Below are 20,263 nucleotides of genomic sequence, written 5' to 3'. Positions count from 1 at the left end.
TGCTCGACAGTAGCCAACAACCACGTCCGGCATATATCGCAATGAAGACGGCTATTGAACGCCTCAACGAAGTTCGCATTCCACCGCAATCCTTTACCGGCTACGGCGCTGGCTTTGAAGCCTATCGCTTCAGCGGCGACGGCTTTGTGCTCGATGTAGTCTGGTCGGTTGATGATACGTTGCGCCAGATTACGTTGCCGACTAGTTCGTTTATCGCCGCCTATACCCGTGATGGCGCACCGATTGTACCTGCTATATCAGGCGGTACTGTGACGCTTAACATCGGTTTTGAGAACATCTATCTGAAGCGCAAACCGTAGGGCAGGCGCAAGGCTTCATCGTTTTGGTTGTTGTGCTGTGGTGTGCTGAAACTGAGTCGAATCCCTTGACGTGACCAGATCGATCCGGTAAACTACCTATGCACACGAGCGGCGGCGGGCGGTTGGCTCGTCGCCGTTATTACTCTACCATTGGAGCGAACTATGCTCGTAGCAGATGTCAATTCTATCTGGCAACAGGTCGCAGGGAGTATTCTTGATCCCTTACTGACCGTGTTGGTTTTTCTGCTGATGCTCAGCCTGCTGGTGATTGTCCACGAATTGGGACACCTGTGGGTCGGTCTGCGAATGGGGATCAAGGTTGAAGAGTTTGGGATAGGCTTCCCGCCCCGTGCGCTGGTGCTGTTTGAGCGAAACGGGATTAAGTATACCCTCAACTGGCTCCCGCTCGGCGGTTTTGTGCGCTTTGCCGGGACGGACGGCGAGAAAGATGCGGTGTACGGTACCGGTAGTCTGGCCGCTGCCCCGCCGTGGCGTAAAATTCCGGTCATGCTGGCCGGTCCGGTCATGAATTTTGTGCTGGCCGCTGTGATCTTCAGCATCCTCTTCGCAACGGTAGGTGTGCCAACTCCAACCGGTCGGATGCTGATTAGCAATGTCTTTCCCGGCACTCCTGCCGCAGCAGCCGGCTTCCAGGCCGGAGATGAGTTGATCTTGCTTGATGGCGAACCGGTATACGACGAAACGACCATCCGTGCTGTTGCCCAACGCCGCCTGGGGACAACTATCGCGGCTGTTGTCCTGCGCAACGGAACAGAGGTCACGCTACAGGTCACCCCTGGCCCATGGACGGCTCCTGACGGACGAGAGTTCAGTGCCGGGTTTGGCTTCAGTTATGGCCCACAAGTGGAGAATCAGCCGATCAATCCGCTTGCCGCCTTCGGTGCTGGTTTGATGCACAGCGTTGATTTGACCGGTCGGATGGTGATGATGCTGGCCGATTTACCGGCAGCCCTGGCCGGACTATTCAGTCCAACACCACCCCCAACCGGAGAGCCGCTAGGGCCGGTTGGAATCGCCCGCGCCACCGGTGAGGTGATTCGGCAACCTGACGGCTTTGTCTCATTCTGGTCGCTCACGGCGGTGCTGAGCCTGAACCTTTTCATCCTGAACCTGCTGCCAATCCCGGCCCTCGACGGCAGCCATATTCTGTTTGCACTAATCGAATGGGTGCGCGGGAAGAAGCTGCCACCAGAGAAGGAAGCCCTGGTTCACGCCTTCGGCTTTATGGCACTGATGGGTTTGATGGCGCTATTGACGGTGAATGATGTGTTGAATGCGGTGCAGGGGACACCGATCTTTGGACGCTGATGGACATCATTCGAGCCAGTGAAATAGGCGAGTATTACTACTGTGCACGGTCGTGGTGGCTACGACGGGTGGCAGGCATTGAGCCAGACGGCGCAGAGCGTCGTGTACTCGGTACGTTAGGACATGTACGACACGGTCGGTTGGTACACGCCAGCCAGCGGCTGCTCTGGATTGGATGCGCTCTCCTGCTTGGCGGTGCAGGTCTCGTCTGGTGGGCAATCCGATGATAGGATTGGGCATTGCTCTCATTCTTTGTGCGCTGGTCGTCTGGCTGATAGCCATCATCCTGCGTCAACGTAGCGGATTACCCTGGGCGCGGGTGGTCAGTACCGATGTCGGCGAGACACGGACGCTGACTCGCCCGCTCTTTAGTGCCCGCCTGGGTTTGACCGGCAAGCCAGATTATATCCTGCAACGGGGGGATCACTTGATCCCGGTTGAAGTAAAACCTCATCGCCGTGCTCCGCAACCATACCCCTCTGATCTGATGCAACTGGCTGCATATCTGGTATTACTTGAAGAAACAACCGGTGTTGCGCCTCCCTACGGCCTGCTCCGCTATGCAGAGGAAACGTTCAGGCTTCGCTATACACCGGCGGTACGCGCAGAGGTGTTAGCCACCCTGGCTGACATGCGCGATCTGCTTTCAGCGGTCGATGTTGTGCGCAACCACGATGATGCCGCTCGTTGTCGGGGATGCGGTTTTCGTTCGCAATGTGAGGACGCTCTCGTCTAACGAATAGCGGGCTAATTCCTCACAATCAGATACCACCTTTTGGCTAACTTTGTGCTACCATGAAGCGCAGTATATATAGTTAGCGACAGGGAAACCTATGTATCTTACCAGTGACAATGTCATGGCGGCAATTGCTGAACATCTTGCCGGACGTTTATCAATTGAGCAGTTAGCTGAATGGGCGTTCGATCACTTTTACAGCCTCGAACAGGGTGAAGTGACAGTTCCGGTCGGTGAAGAGACGCTGATTCGCGAGGTGTTGGACGAGTTAATGTTTGCCGATAGCGATGTCTGTTCATTATCATCCCATGAATTACAACAGTTGATGGAACGATTGGCACAGGTATGAAAATCCAACCACATCCCCGCTTACGCGGCATGATGGTCGGCGACGAAGTCTATTCATACCACTACAATCTGGCTGCAAAAGTAGCCGATATCTTTCCAGCCGCTGTCTGTGTTCGAATTGGCGTCCTCTCCACCGAGACGCCAATGGAGCTGAGTCACACACCACAGTTGTGGCGAGCCGATGAAATCGAGAATTTGTCGGTTTGCCGCTACTGTGGTACACGTGACGGTGTACGGGTGGTGAGCGAGCAGGGCATTCCTTTTCGGGTGTGTATTCAGTGTCTGCCGCCTGACGCGGAATGAGCGTAGCAGAACTTATGTTAACCTACGTTACTCCCTTCGTCACCACAGCGACACGGAGGATGGGGATAACCCGGATTGCTACCGTGAGGCGTGACGTAGCACATCCATAGGAACTGGCTGCTCCCCACATCGTCCGTGCGGTTATGCCATACAGTGTCGCGGGCACGTTGTGCTATTCATCCTGGTAGTCAACCTCTACGGCCTGCTCATAGCATGCACGCATGCCAATCACCAACAACAGCCTGCCCTGCTTCTGGCCCGTTGTCAGAGAACAGCTTCAGTGATCGTGCTGGCATACGCTGGATTGGTTGCCTTGCTCGCCTGTCATACCGGTGTCGCACCGTTTGGCGTGTGGCAACCAGGCTGCCGCAGCAGCAGTGCTCACGATCCGGTGCGTGACACGCCATTGACCCTGCTAGTCACGAGGATGCCAGGTGTGCTCGTTACGATTAGAGAGTCGGTCAGGAATGAATGAGATAACTGCTAGCAGAGGTTTTTGAAACAGGTTCTCGTATTTCTGTGATCTATCCTCCCACCAACACCATCGGCAGAGTGAGCATGATCGCCACTTCTTGACAGATTTTGCGATCTCCATACCAGGTACCCGCATTGTTGCACGTATGTGAATCTGGCATTGCCCTCATCACATTAATGCAACTCAAGTTGCCATCTATGCTGTGAGCAGGCCATGGAGGCTGACTACCAGGACGAACAGCACGGCATTGCCCTCAATACGGGGTGGTGTAAGCCGCATAACGATAGGGAGAGCAGCCGGTTCCTATGGACTCGCTACGTCACATCTCAAGTCAGCAACTCGGGTTATACCCATCCTCTGTGTGCTCCGTGTCTCTGTGATGACAAAGGGAGCAACTTGGGTTAAGTAGGACAATAAAATGTGGGCGAAGGCTTAGCTTTCGCCCACATTTTATATCACTGCTATCCTGGTAGTTACGTAGTAGCGGCTACTCCCCTTTGCGGAGCCATTTGACCATCTGCCAGCCACCCGGCAGGGCAATGGCAGCAAGGACGATCTTGAGCGCATCGCCGGGCAGGAACGGCAATACACCCTTCAACAGGGCGTTTTCAAACCCAATAAAGAAGCCCAGCCACGTTGCACCAATCGCGTAGATTAGTACGTTTGCCAACACCATGACGGCTACTGCCGGCATAAAGCGACGATCCCAGCCACGGTTGGCCAGCCAGCCACACAGTGCTGCCGCCAGCGGGAAAGAAATCAAATAACCACCCGTTGCCCCCACGAGGTGCGTGTATCCGCTCGAACCACCGGCAAAGAAAGGCAAGCCAATTGCCCCCTCAAGCAGATAGAGCAAGAGTGCCAGTAGTCCCAATCGTGGCCCCAGCAGACTCCCGACCAGCAAAACCCCAAATGTCTGACCAGTAATCGGCACCGGTGAGAATGGCATCAGCGAGATGCGGATCTGCGCACTCAATGCCACCAGCAAACTTCCCAGCACAACCAGCAGCGTATCAGCGACCCAGGCATTTGCCAGCCAGCCTCGACGCGGTAAAACCGCCTGCGCCAGTGTCCCTGTTGTGGTCAATGTCTGATTCATGACACCTCCACTCAGTACAGCGTACTTCTTCCCGCTCTGAAAGACCTGATAACCCGATAGCACACTATCTTATGACCACCGGTAACCAGGTACATCACATCGGTGCTAATAGTATATCCGATCTTGTACCGGTGTAGTAACAGGCATGCTACCGAGAGGTAAGTGTCAGATCATGTTCCTGACCTCAATACTCGCTTAATCCACACCACGATGGCGCAACCTCCAGCTCGAAAGCCTCTTCATCAGTCAGATGTTGCAGCCCCAAATTGACACGCCAGAATGTATCGACTGCTGCCGGTAGTTCTGATGATCTCGTGGTCACCATTGGTAGCAACGAAGCTGCACTGTCAACCTGCAACGCCGGATGCTGTGCGCGAAGTCGGGCAAACGGTGCAGCTACGACGCCATCGGATCCGATTTCGGCCAGACTCAGGAATGAAGATGGTAGTATCAGTGTCTGATCATCGACCAGCGTGGGCAGAACATCCTGTAAACTACGGAAGAGCAACGCCGTCCATTCCTGAGCATGACCACCAAGGTCGGTGCGACCACATCCATTAAGAAGTAGAGCGTCACCGGTCAACAAGAAACGATCACCCATTGGCGAAATCACGCGGTAGACCAGATGACCGGGTGTGTGGCCGGGGAACCAGTGAGCTTCGATCAACAACTGCCCCAGTGGTAACCGTTCGCCGCCAGGCAAAGGAACATACGTAAAATGGGTTGGCGATAGGATTCGTGGATGAAGGGCATCGTAAGGATGCATTGCTAATAACGCCCTACTCTCACCAGCCAGTGCCGCGCCACCCGACAACCGGCCTGCGGCGAGATGGGTCAACAATACCCGTGTTATGTCGGCGTGAGCCGCAGCAACCACCTCCTGATACAGGTGAATATGGCGTCCCGGATCAACGACAGCAGCTTCACCGGCACTGATAATCACATAACTGAGATCACCTCGCGCCGGACGGATAATCTGAACAATACGTCCCCAACTGGCATTAACAACATCGCGAACGTCGTAGAAATCAAGCCAGGCTTGAAATCCGCCACGTAGGTAGCGGGTGGCAATCCCACGAGCGGCCAACAGTTCAGCGACATACTGCGATGAACCTTCTTTAGCGCAGATAACTGTCAGGAGCTGATCTTTCGGCACCTGAGCTACCGCACTCTCTTCATCTTCGATAAACGCAAAATACGGAATGTTGAGGGTTGGTATAGGGTATCGCCCGCGAATTCGATGACGGGCATATTCCAGCTCATTCCGTACATCAAGAATAAATAGCGGTTGTTCGGTCAGAAGTTCGGCATACAATTCCGCCGGTTCTAAGATACTAAGCCCGGATGGCGGATAATTAAGGGTTGTCATTGTACGCTCCTTTGCGCTGATTGATTGTGTAGGCGTATACAAAGATAAGTGTAGAGGTTGCAACATTGTGAAACAAGTACAATCCAGGTGACCTGAGTTGTCGTTTGTTTCTCGAATGTATTATTGGGCAAATGAACCGGCTTAGCAGGTTCGGGAACCCGTCGCTGTACCAGCCCGGCAAAACTGTGCCTCAGACCGTCCGCATACCTCACCTGAACACAATCCACCGCTCAGAATGGCAGCAAAACCTATACCTGTTCCAGCCCAAGCCCTGCCAGTTTCTCATGCAGTCACCCCATATATCGCAAAGACGCGATATAATACAGAGTACCGGAGATCAGTCTCATAATCAGTGAGGAGTGCGCGGTGAGCGTCTATAATCCCAATGATGCCGATTTTGCGTTTACGCTTGGGATCGAAGAAGAGTACCAGATCGTCGATCCCGAAACACGCGAGTTGCGCAGTTACATTACGCAAATTCTTGAGCCGGGCCGTACCATTCTGCGCGAGCAGATCAAGCCAGAGATGCACCAGAGTATCGTCGAGGTAGGCACACACCCCTGTCGCACAATTAGCGAGGCAAGAGCGGAAATTGTTCGTCTGCGTAGTGCGATTGCCGGCCTGGCGGCGCGTCATAATTTGCGGATTGTCGCTGCCGGTACTCATCCCTTCTCCTCATGGATGCAGCAAGAGATCACACCCGATGAACGCTACCATATGGTCGTGGGCGAGATGCAAGAAGCAGCGTTACAACTGCTGATCTTCGGCATGCACTGCCACATCGGGATGCCAAATAACGAGGTTGCAATTGAGCTGATGAATGTAGCCCGCTATATCTGCCCGCACCTGCTGGCCCTGAGCACCTCGTCACCGTTCTGGATGGGACGCAATACCGGCTTTAAGTCTTACCGCAGTGTTATCTTCAGCACCTTCCCACGCACCGGGATTCCGCCAACCTTCCACTCAGCTAGCGAGTTTGAACGGTACGTTCAGTTGCTGGTCAATACCGGCTGCATCGATAACGGCAAGAAGATCTGGTGGGATCTCCGCCCGCACCCCTTCTTTGGCACACTCGAATTTCGCGTCTGCGACATTGCCACGAAAGTCGAAGAATGTCTGGCCCTTGCCGCCACCATGCAGGCGCTGATCGTGAAGTTCTATACCATGTTTGAAGAGAACACGACCTTCCGCGTCTATCGCCGCGCCCTGATCAACGAGAACAAGTGGCGCGCTCAGCGTTGGGGGTTAGACGGGAAGTTGATCGATTTCGGCAAACGGAAAGAGGTTGAAACAAAGGCGTTGGTGCACGAGATTGTCGAATTGGTCGACGATGTGGTTGACATACTGGGATCGCGACGTGAGGTAGAATATCTGCTCAAGATTGTCGAAAACGGCACCAGCGCTGATCGGCAGTTGCGCATCTTCGCCGAAACCAATGATCTCAAGGCAGTGGTTGATAATTTGATGGAGGAGACGATGGAAGGTGTGCCGGTGATGGCATTTGAGACGGATGTGCAAAGCCAGGCAGCGCATAGCTAAGCCAGCATACTAGAGAGGATTTCAACATGGATGTTGAATTAACACCAGAACAGCAGTTTATCCGGCAAACGGTGCGTGAATTCGCCGAAAAAGAGATCGCGCCGAAAGCGCGATATGTCGATGAACATAGTGCATTTCCAAGCGAAACCTTCGCCAAAATGGCCCAGCTCGGCTTGATGGGACTGCCGTTTCCCGAAGAGTACGGCGGTGCCGGTGCCGATAGTCTCAGCACTGCGATTGCCATTGAAGAGGTTGCTCGCTGTTGTGGCAGCACGGCGCTCGCCTACGCTGCCCATCTCGGTCTGGGCAGTGCCCCAATTGCGATGTTCGGCACTGAAGAACAGAAACGGCGCTTTCTCGTACCGGCTGCTAAAGGTGAGTATCTGGCAGCGTTTGGCCTGACCGAACCGCACGCTGGTTCAGACGCCGGTGCTACCCGCACCACTGCCCGCCTGGTCGGTGACGAGTGGGTGATCAACGGCCAGAAGATGTGGATCACGAATGCCCCCATCGCCGGCCACATCATCGTGACCGCCGTGACCGATCCCGATCTGGGCAAGAAGGGTATTTCGGCGTTTATCATTCCCCGTGGTACCCCAGGGCTAAGCTTCGGAAAGCACGAACCGAAGATGGGTTTACGTGGTTCGGTAAGTACCGCCGTGATGCTTGACGATGTGCGCGTCCCTAGGGAAAATCTGCTTGGTGAGCGCGGACGCGGATTCATCCAGTTTTTACAGGTTCTTGACGGTGGTCGGATTGGGATCGGGGCGATGGCGATTGGCCTGGCTCAGGCCGCCTACGAGGCTGCGGTAGCGTATGCTCGCGAACGAACGGCGTTTGGCAAACCGATTGGTGCTCATCAGTCGGTTGCGAATATGATCGCCAATATGGCGGTTGATCTGGCCGCCGCACGAGCCCTGGTCTATGGCGCGGCCCGCCTGAAAGATGCCGGTCGCCCCTATACCCGCGAGGCAGCGATTGCCAAACTCTTTGCCTCGGAAGCGTCAGAGCGCATCTGTCGCGACGCCATTCAAGTCTTCGGTGGTTACGGCTACAGCCAGGAGTATCCGGTGGAACGTCTCTACCGTGATACCCGCCTGTTGACCATTGGCGAAGGGACGTCGGAAATCTTGCGTGGAGTTATCGCACATTCCGTTCTTGGCCTGCGCGGATAGCAGCTTGTGCTACAATGTGAAGAGCCAACGATAGTAGCTTGCTATTGCCTGTGAGGTCTCAGACGAGGAAGTAGTATGACGCAGAGCCAGCCCGAGACCGACCGCGCCGCTCCTGCAATTAATCCCGCAGATTTGCAGGCACTGATCGCGCAGGGACGGCAACAAGGCTTCGTTACATTTGAGGATATTCAGCGGCTGGTTCCCAACCCTGATGAGTCGATTGAATTGATCGACTCCATCTATGCCGCATTAGCCGAGGCCGGTGTTCCGGTGCAGGAAGGTGATGAAACGGCTCTGGACGATGAGCCATCATCACCTGCCACAATGGACCTCGATCTCGATGACGAGTTGTCAGACGCATTGCTCAGCGATAGCGTCCGCCTCTACCTGCGCGAAATCGGTCAGGTTCCACTGCTTACCGCAGAACAAGAGAAGCGACTCGCGCAGTTGATCGAGCAGGGTCAGGAAGCCGAGCGCAAGCTGGCGACATTGCCACCTGATAGCCCGGAAGCAGCTCGCTTGAAACAATTGAAGGCGAAAGGTGAGGAAGCGCGACAGCAAATGGCAGCCGCTAATCTGCGCCTTGTGGTTAGTATTGCCAAGCGCTACCGTGACCGTGGACTGCCTCTCCTCGATCTCATTCAAGAGGGCAGCCTCGGATTGCTGCGTGCTATCGAAAAATTTGATTACACCAAGGGCTACAAGTTCAGTACATACGCCACATGGTGGATCAAGCAAGCACTTTCCCGGGCCCTCGCCGATCAGTCCCGTCTGGTGCGGCTACCGGTTCATCTTGGCGAAACGCTCAACCGCATTCAGGCGGCCCGTCGACAACTCACCCAATCGCTCGGTCGTGAACCAACCGATACCGAGTTGGCGAACCATCTTGGAATGAGTGAGGAGAAGCTGCGCGAGCTGCGCCGTACTGCCCAGGACCCGGTATCGCTGGCTACACCGGTCGGCGAAGAGGCTGACAGTACGCTAGCCGACTTCATTCCCGATCCGCATGCGCTCGATGCCGATGATGCTGCTGCCAGCGGCATGCTGCGCCAGCAGATTACGGCTGCTCTCGATCAGCTCAGTGAGCGCGAGCGTCGGGTACTTGAGTTACGTTACGGCCTGGCTGATGGGCAGCCACGCACACTCGAAGAGGTCGGCAAAGCGTTCGGCGTCACCCGCGAGCGGGTGCGGCAGATTGAAGTTAAGGCGCTGCGCAAATTACGCCATCCACGGTTGGGCAAGCTGCTGAAGGATTACCTCGATCAAATTTGAGCGTTAGCGGGTACGCCGGGGCACGTCGCGACGTGCCCCATATTTTATTGGCAAGCCAGAACTTATTTCATAAAAGCTGTGCTGTCGCACGCTCATACTGTCACACAGGTACATGAACGCTTACCAACCGCCAACGACAGCGTATCCTACTCCCAGTCTGCTGGGATGGCAGCGAGGAGTATTGACGACCATCTCCATAGCCATCACGCACTGGATTGGCGCTCATCATGCCCGTGGCGCAGCGTTTGGAGTGCGGCAGCCAGGCTGCCGCTCCAGCCGTGGTCACGATCCGGCGCGTGTCGCGCTGTTGATCATACCGGTCAGAGGGATGCTGTGTTTGCCTGTCACAATCAGTAATGAATGAAATAACTTCTTGAAATAGGTTTTACCACAGGATGATGGCCATCATAAAAGGCAGAATGCCCCCCCAACCAGCCCTCGATAGCAGAGACAAACTACATGCTCCCCGTGGCGCGGGCTAGAATCCCGCGCCCAGCCATCCTCGCTACCGCCGTATTACTTCCGAGCCAGATTAGCCGCCACCAGGATCGGATCCCAAACCGGCGCAAACGGTGGCGCATAGCTCAGATCAAGCTCAGCCAGATCATCAATCGTCCAGCCAGCTTGCAGCGCAGCCGCAATCGTGTCAATTCGCTTCGCCACACCTTCGCGACCAACCATCTGACCACCCAGCAAACGGCGTGTATTCCGATCAAATACCAGCGAAACGGTAATCGGCTGATGGCCCGGCATATAGTGTGCCCGCGAGCCAGCAGTTGCCTGAACAGCCTCGGCGGTAAACCCCTCAGCCTGCGCCCGCGCCAGCGACAGACCACTCATTGCAGCCTCTAGCGCAAAGACCTTGACCGCTACCGTACCGACAATACCACCAAACCGGGCATCACCACCGGCCAGATTCTCGCCCGCTACGCGCCCCTGTTTATTGGCCGTAGTACCGAGCGGCATCCATGCCGGTTTCTGCATGACCCGATGCCACGCTTCAGCCACATCACCCGCTGCCCATACCTGCGGAAGATTGGTACGCTGATGATCATCGACGGCAATCGCCCCGGTTGGCCCCAACTCGATTCCGGCAGCCTGGGCAAGCGCAATGCCTGGTTTGACCCCAACGGCGAGAATCACGATCTCTGCCGGGATGGTCTGCCCTTCAGCAATAACCGCACGTACCCGTTCATGGCCGACAAGCCCCTGCACCGTCTGGTTCAGACGCAGATCCACCCGCTGTCGGATCAGCTCTGCCTCGATCTGACTTGCCAGATCGGCATCCATACCCGGTAGCACTTGAGGCAACCGTTCGATCAGGGTGAGCGACATGCCATGCGCGGCCAGCGCTTCAGCCATCTCTAGCCCGATATACCCACCCCCGATAATCACGCCGGTATGCGGTCGTTGTTCGTTCAACCATGCCTTAATTGCCAGCGCATCCTCAACCTGACGCAGCGTAAAGACACCGGCAAGATCAATGCCCGGCAAAGGCGGACGACCAGGTTGCCACCTGTCGTCACCACCAGTTCATCCCAATGGTCTACAAACTCGCGTTCGCTGCGCAAATCCCGCACACGCACCGTCTGTCGGTTTGGTTCAATCTCTAGTACTTCGTGTCGCACCAGGGCTTGAATGCCTTGCCTGGCGAATTGTTCTGGCGTGCGCACGATCAGGTCTTCAACCCGCGCAATCTCGCCCTTGATAGCATACGGAAAGCCACAGGCACCGTAGCTAACAAATCCCGACCGCTCATACACCACAATCTCAAGTGTTGGATCAGTGCGTCGCGCCTTGGCCGCTGCACTCATGCCTGCTGCCCCACCACCGATCACGACCACCCGTCGCCCCATTCAACTCCTCCAGGTTTCTGAACAGAAAATACCTCTATTTAAAGATGCATCTGTCATCGATCAGGTTACGTTTCCGCTCCCCACCAGTGCCAGTACCCCAAGTCCCAACAACCCGATCAGGCACCACGCCATGCCGTCATATCCGATCCATCCTACCAGCACCCCTGCCCCCACCGGCGCTATCGTTCGGGCCACGGTCAGCAGCGCGTTTTGCAATCCGCTAATCACACCGTAGTTTGCCACCCCGTACTGTTCGGCAATCAGCGCTGCCCGCATGATCGTTTGGGTACCGGCTCCCGCTCCGAACAGCGCAACATAGACCAGCACAGCGATAGGATGGTTTGAGAGTGCCAGAATCGTCAGACCAATCATCTGCAACCCAAACAGACCGCCGGTGACCAGCCAGCGCGGCCAGCGTTCACCGAGAGGGCCGAGCAACAGCCGACCGAGGAGTGACATCAAGCCGTGCAGACCAGCCATTGCCGAGGCAAAGGTAAGCTGCTCACCGCGACTGATCAGGTACGGAATGAGATGAACGGTCATAGCGACCGTTGCAAAGCTGCTGATCGCAAACGCAAGGCTGATCAGCCAGAATCGCGACCTGGCAATCACCGCTCGCCATTGTAACGAAGGTTCAGGTGGATGATTGAGATAGGTGTTTTGAGATACACCATCAGGTTCCAGCCCAAGATCCGCCGGACGACGGCGCAGTATCAGTGCGTGCGGTGGTATGGTCAGAGAGAGTATCAGCGCCAGGACGATCAGGGCCGAACGCCAGCCAAGCCAATCGACCAGCCAGCCGGAAAGCGGGATGAAGACGAAACTGGCCCACGCCCCGAAAAAGGTCAAAATCTGCAAGGCCCGACCCCGTTCGCGGCGAAACCAGGTTGCGACAATCGCAAAGGCCGGCTCGTAGAGCACAGCAGCACTCGCCACACCAATCCCAGCCATCACCAGGTAGAGCTGCCCTGGCGTCGTGATCTGTGACCACACGACCAGCAGACCACATCCCAGACATGACCCTGCCGTCATCAACCACCGACTACCGGCCCGGTCGAGCCACCAGCCTACCAGTGGCGCTGCCAGGCCATTGGTCAGCAGCGCCACTGCATAACCGGTTGCGATGACCAGTTGATCGACCGCTAAATCACGGCTCATCGGCAAAATGAAGACGCTGTAGGCATAGTACAAAATGCCCCACGAAATAACCTCCGTGATCGAAACGGTCAAGAGCATGACCCAGCCGTAGTAGATACGACCGGAGTGGAAGCGTTTTAACAGCATGAGCGTGATGTTGGCTGCAATTCAATTGTGGCGGAGAAAGCATGTGGAATGGTGGTACAACATACACTACCATCACCATCCGGCCCGCTGCAAACACCCGTTTCCGGCAATGTCAACTCAAGCCGTTGGGCAGCTTCCCAGTCACCACACAGCGCCGCAGTCACCGAACGCACCTGTTCATAGCCGGTCAGAAGCAAGAAGGTTGGTGCCCGCCCGTAGCTCTTCATCCCGACCACGAAAAAGTCCGGTTCTGGATGCTGTAATTCTGTAATCCCGTGCGGTGGTACTGTCCCACAACTGTGCAGGTTGGGATCGATCAATGGGGCCAGCGTAACCGGCGCCTCAACAATTGGATCGAGCGCCAGCCGCAATTCGCGCACCGGTGTCAGATCGGGTCGAAACCCGGTACAAACGACAATCTCATCAACCGGCGGTAGGGTGCGTTCACCATCACGCACAATCAACCCATCGGCAGTACGCTGAATCTGATCGGTGTGCCAGCCCGTGACCAGACTCACCCGTCCCGAGTCGACCAGCGCCCGTACCTGCTGGCCCAATCGCCCCCGTTTCACCAGTGCATCGGCCTCGCCACCACCGAAAATGCGTTCGAGCGTAGTCGAATCACGCCGCACCACCCAGATCACCTGGGTATCTGGTGCAGTCTTACTGAGCCTGACCAGATCGAGCAGGGTATTGAACGCCGAATGCCCACTCCCGGCTACCAGCACTCGCCGGTTCGCGTAGCGCACACGATCCCGACCCAAAACATCGGGAATGCCGTAAAAGATGTGGTTAGCAGCATTACGCTCACCAATCGCCGGTACCCCGGCTGCGCCTAACGGATTAGGCGAGAGATAGGTACCCGAAGCATCAATCACAGCTCGCGCCAGCAGCAACGACTCTTGTCCGTTATCGTTAACGGTTGTCACCTGAAAGGGCACACGCCGGCGATCACGACCGCGCTGCCGGTCATGTCCACGGCGGGCAACCGCCACGACCCGCTGACGATAGCGAATATGTGGGGCCATCGCTGGCAGATCGGCCAGCGGCATCAGATAGCGCTCAACCAGTTCGGCACCTGTCGGAAAGCTGTCAGCCGGCGGCATCTGCCAACCGGCAGCAGTGAGCAGACGATTGGCTGCGGAGTCAACACAATAGCGCCACGGCGTAAACATCTGCACATGCCCCCAGCGCGAGACAGAAGCACCAGCCTTATCACCGGCTTCCAGAACGACAAACGATGTACCACGTTCAGCGAGATGAGCGGCCGCAGCCAGACCAACCGGACCGGCACCGATAATCGCGATTGGGAGAGGCATAACGTTGCTTCCTTTCTACTATCATATCGAAGATTATCGATATGCAAAATACAAAAAAATTGCCTCTCTTACCCTATTCAGCTCAAGCCTTATCCGGCGTAAGAGAGGCAAAAAACTGATCGATCAACAACCGCACGGCTGCCAGTGCCTCGTGGCGAACCGCGTAGTAAATCCACTGCCCGCGCCGCTCACCCTCAATCAGACCACCATCACGCAGCAACCGCAGGTGGTGCGAAACGGTTGGCTGCTTGACAGGAAGGGCCGCTTCAAGATCACAAACGCAGACGTGACCGGCGTTGCGGGCCAGGATGGCCAGCAAGCGCAGACGGATCGGATGCGCGAGCAACGACAATGCATCGGCAAGCTGTACAGCCTCAGCATCGCCGAGCGTGACCCTGATCGCCGGTGCACAGCACGGCATCATCTGCACGGCTGATGTTTCCTGATCTGTAGACTGTGCATTCATACTACCTCCCTGGACCCCTCGACACGTGTAGTATAGCAGTATATTGAAAATTGTCAATATGCTGTGTGTGGTAATCTCCGAGTGAAGCCTTCGCACCAAGACTTCAGCCAATCTTAATATTTCCTTAACCAACGACACAGCATCAGAGCGCTATAATAAGGCGGGTTGTGCGGTAGAACAGAATGACGGCATCAAAGCATAAACACAGCCACGTATGCGATTATTACGTATCATTTGCTTTAGTTTGATCCTGCTCCTGCTTGTTGCCTGTGGTACTGGTGTATCGCCTGCCGAGCGACTAGAAATCACCCCCTACCCAACTACCGAAGCGCCGCTGCTCTCCCCCACAGCGGCGTTTCGCTTGCCGGACACCGATCTCGCCCAACTTACCGGCGACATCAAGATCGACGGATCGAGTACTGTCTTTCCGATCACTGAACGGGTAGCAGTTGCATTTGGCGACCTGGCACCCAACGTTACGATCCGTCTAGGTGTGAGCGGTACTGGAGGTGGATTTACCCGCTTTTGCGCCGGTGAGACTGACATCTCGAACGCTTCGCGTCCCATCAAGCAGAAAGAAATTGACGCCTGCGTTGCATCAGGTGTCAACTTTATCGAATTACCGGTCGCGTTCGATGGCCTGTCTGTAGTTGTGCATCCGCAAAACACCTGGGCCGACTGCCTGACCGTCGCTGAGCTGAATCTGATGTGGGCGCCTGAAGCAACCAATCACATCACGCGCTGGAATCAGATTCGGGCCGAATGGCCCGCTGAGCCTTTGCATCTTTACGGTGCCGGTGTTGATTCCGGAACATACGATTACTTCACTTCGGCAATTGTGGGTGTGGAAGGGATAAGCCGGAACGACTACACTGCCAGCGAAGATGATTATCTCCTGGCCCAGGATGTTGCTGCTGACCGGCTAGGTTTAGGCTTTTTTGGCTATGCCTATTACGCTGAATACGCCGATCAATTACGTGCAGTTGCCATCGATAACGGTCGGGGCTGTGTTGCACCAACGGTTGAAACAATTGTTGACGGGAGTTATCAACCGCTCGCACGCCCGATTTTTATCTATGTTCGCGCCGATAGTCTGAATCGACCACAGATCGAAGCATTTATCAGATTCTACTTACAAAATGGCACTACGTTTGCTGAGCAAGCCCTGTACGTTCCCCTACCGGAAACTGTTTATCAGCTTGCCTTGCAGCGGGTGGAGCAACGGATCACCGGTTCCGTCTTCACCGGCGGGTCGCAGGTCGGTCTATCAATCGAGCAGTTGTTGCAACTAGAGGATCGCTAGCGATGCGCTTTCCGATTCGCGTAAAGTTGTTAGGAGCACTGGCCATCGACCTCCTGCTAATGATGATCCTTGGCTCTTTTGCGACACATCAGATGGCCGTAATGAATGAACGTGCTGTCTTCATCGAGCGTCATACGATTCCATCACTTGACACAGTCGGTGATATGACAGCAGCGATCAATCGCTATCGTGCTCGCCAGCTCGAATTTCTGATTTATACCAACAACGGCGATCGCGCCCGCATCCTCGATCAGATGCGTGTGATTGAAACCGAAATGGCCGACTACGTGCAGGCGTACCGTGCTCTAAGCGGCTCCGAGCGTGAACGTCGTCAATTAGATGCCGTTGAGGCAGCCTGGCACGAGGTGGTGCGCGCCAATCACGAGCGCTTCATACCGGCTGTACGCCTGGTGAGTGATGGTAGTGTGCAACCGTTTTATTCTCGCATGAATCCCGTTTACGCTACGCTTGATCGAGAAATGAATCTGCTGGTACAAGAGAACCAGCAACAGGCACGGGCATCACTCGATGTTGTTGCCAGCAGTTATGCGACTGCGCGCACCTTCATCTTGTTCGATACGGCGGTTGCGATTATCATCTCAGCGGCGATTGGCTTGTTCCTGTCTGCCCGCATTGCCCGTCGGTTGCGGCGATTGGCTCATGCTTCTAATCGGGTAGCCGCCGGTGACCTTGTCGGTTCTATCAACGAGCAGACTCGTGATGAGATTGGCGATCTGGCTCAGGCATTCGATCAGATGTTGAGCAGCCTGCGGGCACAACGTGCCGAACTGGAAGAACGCAATCGCGCACTGCAAGAGAGTCTCGCACGTCAGGCTCAGTTGATGGAAGAGATTGTGCGTGGTAAACAGGCTGAGGCTGAAGCAGAGCGTGCGCGCACCGCCGCAGAGGCCGCCAGTCAGGCCAAGAGTGCCTTCCTGGCGACAATGAGCCATGAATTACGTACTCCGCTCAATGCCATTCTCGGATACGCGCAGTTGCTGCATCTGAGTAAGGCCGTGAGTGAGCCGCACGCTGACTATCTGGAGCGCATTCTCTCGTCTGGCCGTCATTTGCTCGCCCTGATCAGCGATGTGCTCGATTTTGCCCGTATTGAACAGGGAGCGCTCGAACTGGAATACCGACAGGTTGCTATCGCACCACTGGTCGAAGACGTGGCAACAATGACGTTACCTCTGGCTCAACGCAACCACAATCAGGTGATTACCCATTACCCGGCGGACATTTGCACTATCGAGACCGATGAACGCCGCTTACGGCAGGTTTTGATCAATCTCCTCGGTAATGCAGCTAAGTTTACCGAACGGGGAACAATTCGGCTTAACGTTGTGCGAGAGCAGCGCAACGGGATCGATGGCATTCGCTTCGACGTTATTGATACCGGGATTGGTATCCCACGTGATAAGCAGGACAAACTCTTCAAACCGTTCAGCCAGATTGACGAGTCGGTCACCCGTCGTTATGAAGGCACCGGTCTCGGTCTGGCACTCAGCAAGCAAATTGTACTGGCCCTTGGTGGCACAATTGACGTAGAGAGCGACATTGGTGTTGGCTCAACTTTTACCGTTTGGCTGCCCACTGCACCTCTTGCTGCGGCAGACTCCACATCGTTACCACTGCAACCACATCTGATAGGAGAACTCGCATGAGCTATATTCTCGTTGTTGACGATAATGTCGATAATCGTCATATTATCGGACAGATGTTGCAATTTAGTGGCTTTACCGTCGAATTAGTTGCAGATGCCCATGCTGCACTTCAGATCGCCCGAAAACGACGCCCAAATCTGATTCTGATGGATTTATCGATGCCCGGTCTTGATGGCTGGACGGCAACCGAATACGTCAGACATGATCCAGAATTACACTCAATCCCGGTTGTCGCTGTGAGTGGTCACGTCACCCGCAACGATATCGAACGGGCAAAGCGAGCGGGATGTATCGAGTTTCTAGCCAAACCGATTGACTACGAACAGCTCATCGATGTTGCCCGTCGCTACACCGGGCAGGCATCTCGTTTTTCTTCGCACACACCATGAACGTATCGGCCCCAAGCATCGCCTGACCAGCCGCGAGAAAAGGAGCGTGGCCTGCAAACCTCTATTGCACGGCCATGCCCCCCTACCTCGATATCTGTTGCGCCTGACCATCAGCGAGTCCTCGACGCTACAGACATACATTATTGACGGACTTTATCAATGTGATGAGCACTCACAGCATTGCTGCGACCAGCAGGGTCAACAGCGTGACCTGCACCAGATGGTTGCCGCACTCCAAACGCCGCGACACGCGCATGACAGGTGGGCAAGGCAACCAATCCAGCATATGATGGCACCGACGATGGGCGGCGGCCCTCCTCGCTGCCATATCGGCAGCCTGGGAGTGGGATATACCATTGTTGGCGATTGGCTAGCATGTATGCGCCTGTGCGACCGTCTGGGATCATGACAGCACAGTCTTTACGAAATAAGTTTTAGTGTACGTGTTGTGATACGATGAAATTATGGATGCCAGAATCTTACCTCTGCTTGGCTGTCCACGCCACCCAACAGTGACGTTGACAGTAGAACAGGTCGAGCGTGTAGTCAACGGTACGATTGTGTCTGGACGGCTACGCTGTCCGGTGTGTGCCACGACATATCTGATTAAAGACGGCATTCTCGACATGATCGGGCAACACCGGCCAACCAGCGCTGCGCAGGTGGTCAACGAGGTACCGGTCGCCGCATGGGCTTACGAACGCACCTGGCGGCCATTCGCACTCAGCTTACTCAGCGGTGAGCATTTTCCCCTTCCCCGCGAACTCAAACTGATTACCGGTCTGGCGGGCGCCGAGCGGGGAGGTCTGATGATTGACGTTGGTTGTAGCAATGGTCTATACGCACGTGCGTTGGAACGTGTTCGCCGCCAGAGTGGCGCCAGTGGTTTTGTGGTTGGGATTGACCTGAGTATGGCAATGCTCCAGGAAGCCCAGCAACGTGCCTACCGCGAGGGGCTTTCGATCAGCTTTATTCGTGCCAGCGCCCAGGCTATGCCCTTTGCCGATGGAACCGTCGATGCGCTGGTTATGGGTGGTAGCCTTAATGAAATCGGCGACATTCCAGCGGCACTATCGGAGTGGCGTCGGCTCTTGAGTCAGCAAGGACGCGGTGTGATGATGAGCCTGGTTGCAGCATCCACACCGCTTGGTCAAGGGATTCAGCAACTCCTGGCAAGTGGCGGGCTTCAGTTTCCTACGCTTGCTGACCTGAACCACTCCTTCACTGCCGCCGGTCTGCGTCTGCGCGCCCAGTGGCAATACGGGATTGTGGTGTTCAGTGTGCTCCAGTAATGCTCATCTATTTGACGAGAAGGGCCGGTTATGCTATATTCATAATCGTTGTACGGTGCCTGTAGCTCAACGGCAGAGCGCCTGACTGTGGATCAGGAAGTTGTGGGTTCGAATCCCATCAGGCACCCCACACGAGCGAAAAGCTGGGGGTTATCCCGGCTTTTTTTGTACCAGACGCTATGGCCCACAAAACCGTTATTCCTTTCCAGAATGCCCTGGTCGTATTAATGGACTCAATCTCATACCTCAACGAACACGATCAGGGATTATTCGTGGTGAGTGGCTCGCACGGTGGTATCAGCTCGGCCCGTTACGCGCTCGCTGTACCACTGAGTGGTGTTGTCTTCAACGATGCCGGGATTGGCAAAGAGCAGGCCGGTATTGCCGGCCTGGAGCTACTCGATACCGCTGGTATTCCGGCAATCGCTGTCGCTCACACTAGCGCCCGCATCGGTGATGCTGCTGACACGTGGGCTAATGGCGTGGTCAGTGCCTTCAACCAGGCTGCGGCAGCATGTGGTGTACGTATGCACCTATCAGTGCAGGAAGCTGCAACCTGCATCCTTTCCGGCAACGTCAGATAAACAGTGGCGCTAACTGTGCGATACGCACGAAATCCGGGCAACAGTCATGACCGGTCATGGTGTCCTGCCGACACTGCACTCTGACAAACTTTTTACCCAGGTTCAGTTGCGTAGCGGCTCCGAGTGCGATATACTCAG

19 protein-coding genes, 1 tRNA gene and 2 pseudogenes are annotated in these 20,263 nt (G+C 55.5%); 16 read left to right on the top strand and 6 right to left on the bottom strand.

Annotation, left to right across the window (positions count from 1 at the left end; translation table 11 throughout):
* From VAE57_RS10725 to VAE57_RS10700, 6 genes and pseudogenes are all read left to right on the top strand, one after another.
* Positions 1 to 320, top strand: a pseudogene (locus VAE57_RS10725) (hypothetical protein); the annotation flags it as partial.
* Positions 321 to 482: 162 nt separating this feature from the next.
* Positions 483 to 1,649, top strand: a complete 1,167-nt coding sequence (locus VAE57_RS10720; protein WP_322821873.1) for a M50 family metallopeptidase — start codon at positions 483 to 485, stop codon at positions 1,647 to 1,649.
* Complete coding sequence (locus VAE57_RS10715; RefSeq protein ID WP_322821872.1) at positions 1,649 to 1,876, top strand: hypothetical protein; 228 nt, start codon at positions 1,649 to 1,651, stop codon at positions 1,874 to 1,876. The genes VAE57_RS10720 and VAE57_RS10715 overlap by 1 nt, the downstream gene beginning before the upstream one ends.
* Positions 1,873 to 2,385, top strand: a complete 513-nt coding sequence (gene cas4, locus VAE57_RS10710) for a CRISPR-associated protein Cas4 (protein ID WP_322821871.1) — start codon at positions 1,873 to 1,875, stop codon at positions 2,383 to 2,385. Before VAE57_RS10715 ends, cas4 begins: the two co-directional genes overlap by 4 nt.
* Positions 2,386 to 2,482: 97 nt before the next feature.
* Positions 2,483 to 2,734, top strand: coding sequence for a hypothetical protein (locus VAE57_RS10705; protein WP_322821870.1), 252 nt, complete (start codon positions 2,483 to 2,485; stop codon positions 2,732 to 2,734).
* Positions 2,731 to 3,036 (top strand): hypothetical protein, encoded by a 306-nt coding sequence (locus tag VAE57_RS10700; RefSeq protein WP_322821869.1) that lies wholly within the window; start codon positions 2,731 to 2,733, stop codon positions 3,034 to 3,036. Before VAE57_RS10705 ends, VAE57_RS10700 begins: the two co-directional genes overlap by 4 nt.
* A 962-nt stretch (positions 3,037 to 3,998) precedes the next feature.
* On the opposite strand, the gene VAE57_RS10695 is transcribed toward VAE57_RS10700, so the two are convergent.
* A complete protein-coding gene (locus VAE57_RS10695) occupies positions 3,999 to 4,610 on the bottom strand; it encodes a biotin transporter BioY (protein WP_322821868.1) in 612 nt (203 codons plus the stop codon).
* A 184-nt stretch (positions 4,611 to 4,794) separates the two neighbouring features.
* Positions 4,795 to 5,979, bottom strand: coding sequence for an MBL fold metallo-hydrolase (locus tag VAE57_RS10690; protein ID WP_322821867.1), 1,185 nt, complete (start codon positions 5,977 to 5,979; stop codon positions 4,795 to 4,797).
* A gap of 366 nt (positions 5,980 to 6,345) precedes the next feature.
* Here VAE57_RS10690 and VAE57_RS10685 point away from each other — a divergent pair, with 366 nt between their 5' ends.
* The 4 genes from VAE57_RS10685 (at position 6,346) to VAE57_RS10670 (ending at position 10,329) form a co-directional block, all read left to right on the top strand.
* Entirely contained in the window at positions 6,346 to 7,518 is a 1,173-nt protein-coding gene (locus tag VAE57_RS10685; RefSeq protein WP_322821866.1) for a carboxylate-amine ligase, read from the top strand.
* 26 nt (positions 7,519 to 7,544) lie between these two features.
* The gene (locus VAE57_RS10680) at positions 7,545 to 8,693 is read left to right on the top strand and encodes an acyl-CoA dehydrogenase (RefSeq protein WP_322821865.1); all 1,149 of its coding nucleotides are present in this window, start codon (positions 7,545 to 7,547) and stop codon (positions 8,691 to 8,693) included.
* A gap of 75 nt (positions 8,694 to 8,768) precedes the next feature.
* Positions 8,769 to 9,965: an RNA polymerase sigma factor RpoD gene (gene rpoD / locus VAE57_RS10675; RefSeq protein WP_322821864.1), complete on the top strand. Its 1,197-nt coding sequence runs from the start codon at positions 8,769 to 8,771 to the stop codon at positions 9,963 to 9,965.
* Between the two features lie 112 nt (positions 9,966 to 10,077).
* On the top strand, positions 10,078 to 10,329 hold the full coding sequence (locus tag VAE57_RS10670) for a hypothetical protein (protein WP_322821863.1): 252 nt from the start codon (positions 10,078 to 10,080) through the stop codon (positions 10,327 to 10,329).
* A 152-nt stretch (positions 10,330 to 10,481) separates the two neighbouring features.
* Here the strand turns inward: VAE57_RS10670 and VAE57_RS18800 are convergent.
* The 4 genes and pseudogenes from VAE57_RS18800 to VAE57_RS10645 form a co-directional block, all read right to left on the bottom strand.
* Positions 10,482 to 11,761 (bottom strand): annotated as a pseudogene (locus VAE57_RS18800) (FAD-dependent oxidoreductase); the annotation flags it as partial.
* A 120-nt stretch (positions 11,762 to 11,881) separates the two neighbouring features.
* Positions 11,882 to 13,105: an MFS transporter gene (locus VAE57_RS10655; RefSeq protein ID WP_322821862.1), complete on the bottom strand. Its 1,224-nt coding sequence runs from the start codon at positions 13,103 to 13,105 to the stop codon at positions 11,882 to 11,884.
* Positions 13,096 to 14,424 (bottom strand): FAD-dependent oxidoreductase, encoded by a 1,329-nt coding sequence (locus tag VAE57_RS10650; RefSeq protein ID WP_322821861.1) that lies wholly within the window; start codon positions 14,422 to 14,424, stop codon positions 13,096 to 13,098. The genes VAE57_RS10655 and VAE57_RS10650 overlap by 10 nt, the downstream gene beginning before the upstream one ends.
* 82 nt (positions 14,425 to 14,506) lie before the next feature.
* On the bottom strand, positions 14,507 to 14,890 hold the full coding sequence (locus tag VAE57_RS10645) for a metalloregulator ArsR/SmtB family transcription factor (protein ID WP_322821860.1): 384 nt from the start codon (positions 14,888 to 14,890) through the stop codon (positions 14,507 to 14,509).
* Positions 14,891 to 15,104: 214 nt separating this feature from the next.
* On the opposite strand from VAE57_RS10645, the gene VAE57_RS10640 reads away from it, so the two are divergent.
* From VAE57_RS10640 to VAE57_RS10615, 6 genes are all read left to right on the top strand, one after another.
* Positions 15,105 to 16,193, top strand: coding sequence for a PstS family phosphate ABC transporter substrate-binding protein (locus VAE57_RS10640; protein WP_322821859.1), 1,089 nt, complete (start codon positions 15,105 to 15,107; stop codon positions 16,191 to 16,193).
* A 2-nt stretch (positions 16,194 to 16,195) separates the two neighbouring features.
* Positions 16,196 to 17,860 (top strand): ATP-binding protein, encoded by a 1,665-nt coding sequence (locus VAE57_RS10635; protein WP_322821858.1) that lies wholly within the window; start codon positions 16,196 to 16,198, stop codon positions 17,858 to 17,860.
* Positions 17,857 to 18,249, top strand: a complete 393-nt coding sequence (locus VAE57_RS10630) for a response regulator (RefSeq protein ID WP_322821857.1) — start codon at positions 17,857 to 17,859, stop codon at positions 18,247 to 18,249. Before VAE57_RS10635 ends, VAE57_RS10630 begins: the two co-directional genes overlap by 4 nt.
* Before the next feature lie 464 nt (positions 18,250 to 18,713).
* Entirely contained in the window at positions 18,714 to 19,541 is an 828-nt protein-coding gene (locus tag VAE57_RS10625) for a class I SAM-dependent methyltransferase (RefSeq protein ID WP_322821856.1), read from the top strand.
* A gap of 55 nt (positions 19,542 to 19,596) precedes the next feature.
* Positions 19,597 to 19,671 (top strand) — tRNA-His (locus VAE57_RS10620).
* A gap of 49 nt (positions 19,672 to 19,720) precedes the next feature.
* Positions 19,721 to 20,125 (top strand): hypothetical protein, encoded by a 405-nt coding sequence (locus tag VAE57_RS10615; RefSeq protein ID WP_322821855.1) that lies wholly within the window; start codon positions 19,721 to 19,723, stop codon positions 20,123 to 20,125.
* Positions 20,126 to 20,263 lie beyond the last annotated feature (138 nt).

This window comes from Chloroflexus sp., from assembly GCF_034434295.1.
Classification (GTDB): Bacteria; Chloroflexota; Chloroflexia; order Chloroflexales; family Chloroflexaceae; genus Chloroflexus.
The sequence above is the reverse complement of the archived record's forward strand: the minus strand, read 5'-3'. Positions and strand labels throughout refer to the sequence as shown.

What these genes read in the sequence shown, in the direction of transcription:
- VAE57_RS10650 (WP_322821861.1), bottom strand. Translation starts at nt 14,424, where the DNA reads ATGCCTCTCCCAATCGCGATTATCGGTGCCGGTCCGGTTGGTCTGGCT.
- cas4 (WP_322821871.1), top strand. Translation starts at nt 1,873, where the DNA reads ATGATAGGATTGGGCATTGCTCTCATTCTTTGTGCGCTGGTCGTCTGG.
- VAE57_RS10630 (WP_322821857.1), top strand. Translation starts at nt 17,857, where the DNA reads ATGAGCTATATTCTCGTTGTTGACGATAATGTCGATAATCGTCATATT.
- VAE57_RS10680 (WP_322821865.1), top strand. Translation starts at nt 7,545, where the DNA reads ATGGATGTTGAATTAACACCAGAACAGCAGTTTATCCGGCAAACGGTG.
- VAE57_RS10615 (WP_322821855.1), top strand. Translation starts at nt 19,721, where the DNA reads ATGGCCCACAAAACCGTTATTCCTTTCCAGAATGCCCTGGTCGTATTA.
- VAE57_RS10705 (WP_322821870.1), top strand. Translation starts at nt 2,483, where the DNA reads ATGTATCTTACCAGTGACAATGTCATGGCGGCAATTGCTGAACATCTT.
- VAE57_RS10645 (WP_322821860.1), bottom strand. Translation starts at nt 14,890, where the DNA reads ATGAATGCACAGTCTACAGATCAGGAAACATCAGCCGTGCAGATGATG.
- VAE57_RS10715 (WP_322821872.1), top strand. Translation starts at nt 1,649, where the DNA reads ATGGACATCATTCGAGCCAGTGAAATAGGCGAGTATTACTACTGTGCA.
- VAE57_RS10625 (WP_322821856.1), top strand. Translation starts at nt 18,714, where the DNA reads ATGGATGCCAGAATCTTACCTCTGCTTGGCTGTCCACGCCACCCAACA.
- VAE57_RS10690 (WP_322821867.1), bottom strand. Translation starts at nt 5,979, where the DNA reads ATGACAACCCTTAATTATCCGCCATCCGGGCTTAGTATCTTAGAACCG.
- VAE57_RS10635 (WP_322821858.1), top strand. Translation starts at nt 16,196, where the DNA reads ATGCGCTTTCCGATTCGCGTAAAGTTGTTAGGAGCACTGGCCATCGAC.
- VAE57_RS10655 (WP_322821862.1), bottom strand. Translation starts at nt 13,105, where the DNA reads ATGCTGTTAAAACGCTTCCACTCCGGTCGTATCTACTACGGCTGGGTC.
- VAE57_RS10670 (WP_322821863.1), top strand. Translation starts at nt 10,078, where the DNA reads ATGAACGCTTACCAACCGCCAACGACAGCGTATCCTACTCCCAGTCTG.
- VAE57_RS10720 (WP_322821873.1), top strand. Translation starts at nt 483, where the DNA reads ATGCTCGTAGCAGATGTCAATTCTATCTGGCAACAGGTCGCAGGGAGT.
- VAE57_RS10695 (WP_322821868.1), bottom strand. Translation starts at nt 4,610, where the DNA reads ATGAATCAGACATTGACCACAACAGGGACACTGGCGCAGGCGGTTTTA.
- VAE57_RS10640 (WP_322821859.1), top strand. Translation starts at nt 15,105, where the DNA reads ATGCGATTATTACGTATCATTTGCTTTAGTTTGATCCTGCTCCTGCTT.
- rpoD (WP_322821864.1), top strand. Translation starts at nt 8,769, where the DNA reads ATGACGCAGAGCCAGCCCGAGACCGACCGCGCCGCTCCTGCAATTAAT.
- VAE57_RS10700 (WP_322821869.1), top strand. Translation starts at nt 2,731, where the DNA reads ATGAAAATCCAACCACATCCCCGCTTACGCGGCATGATGGTCGGCGAC.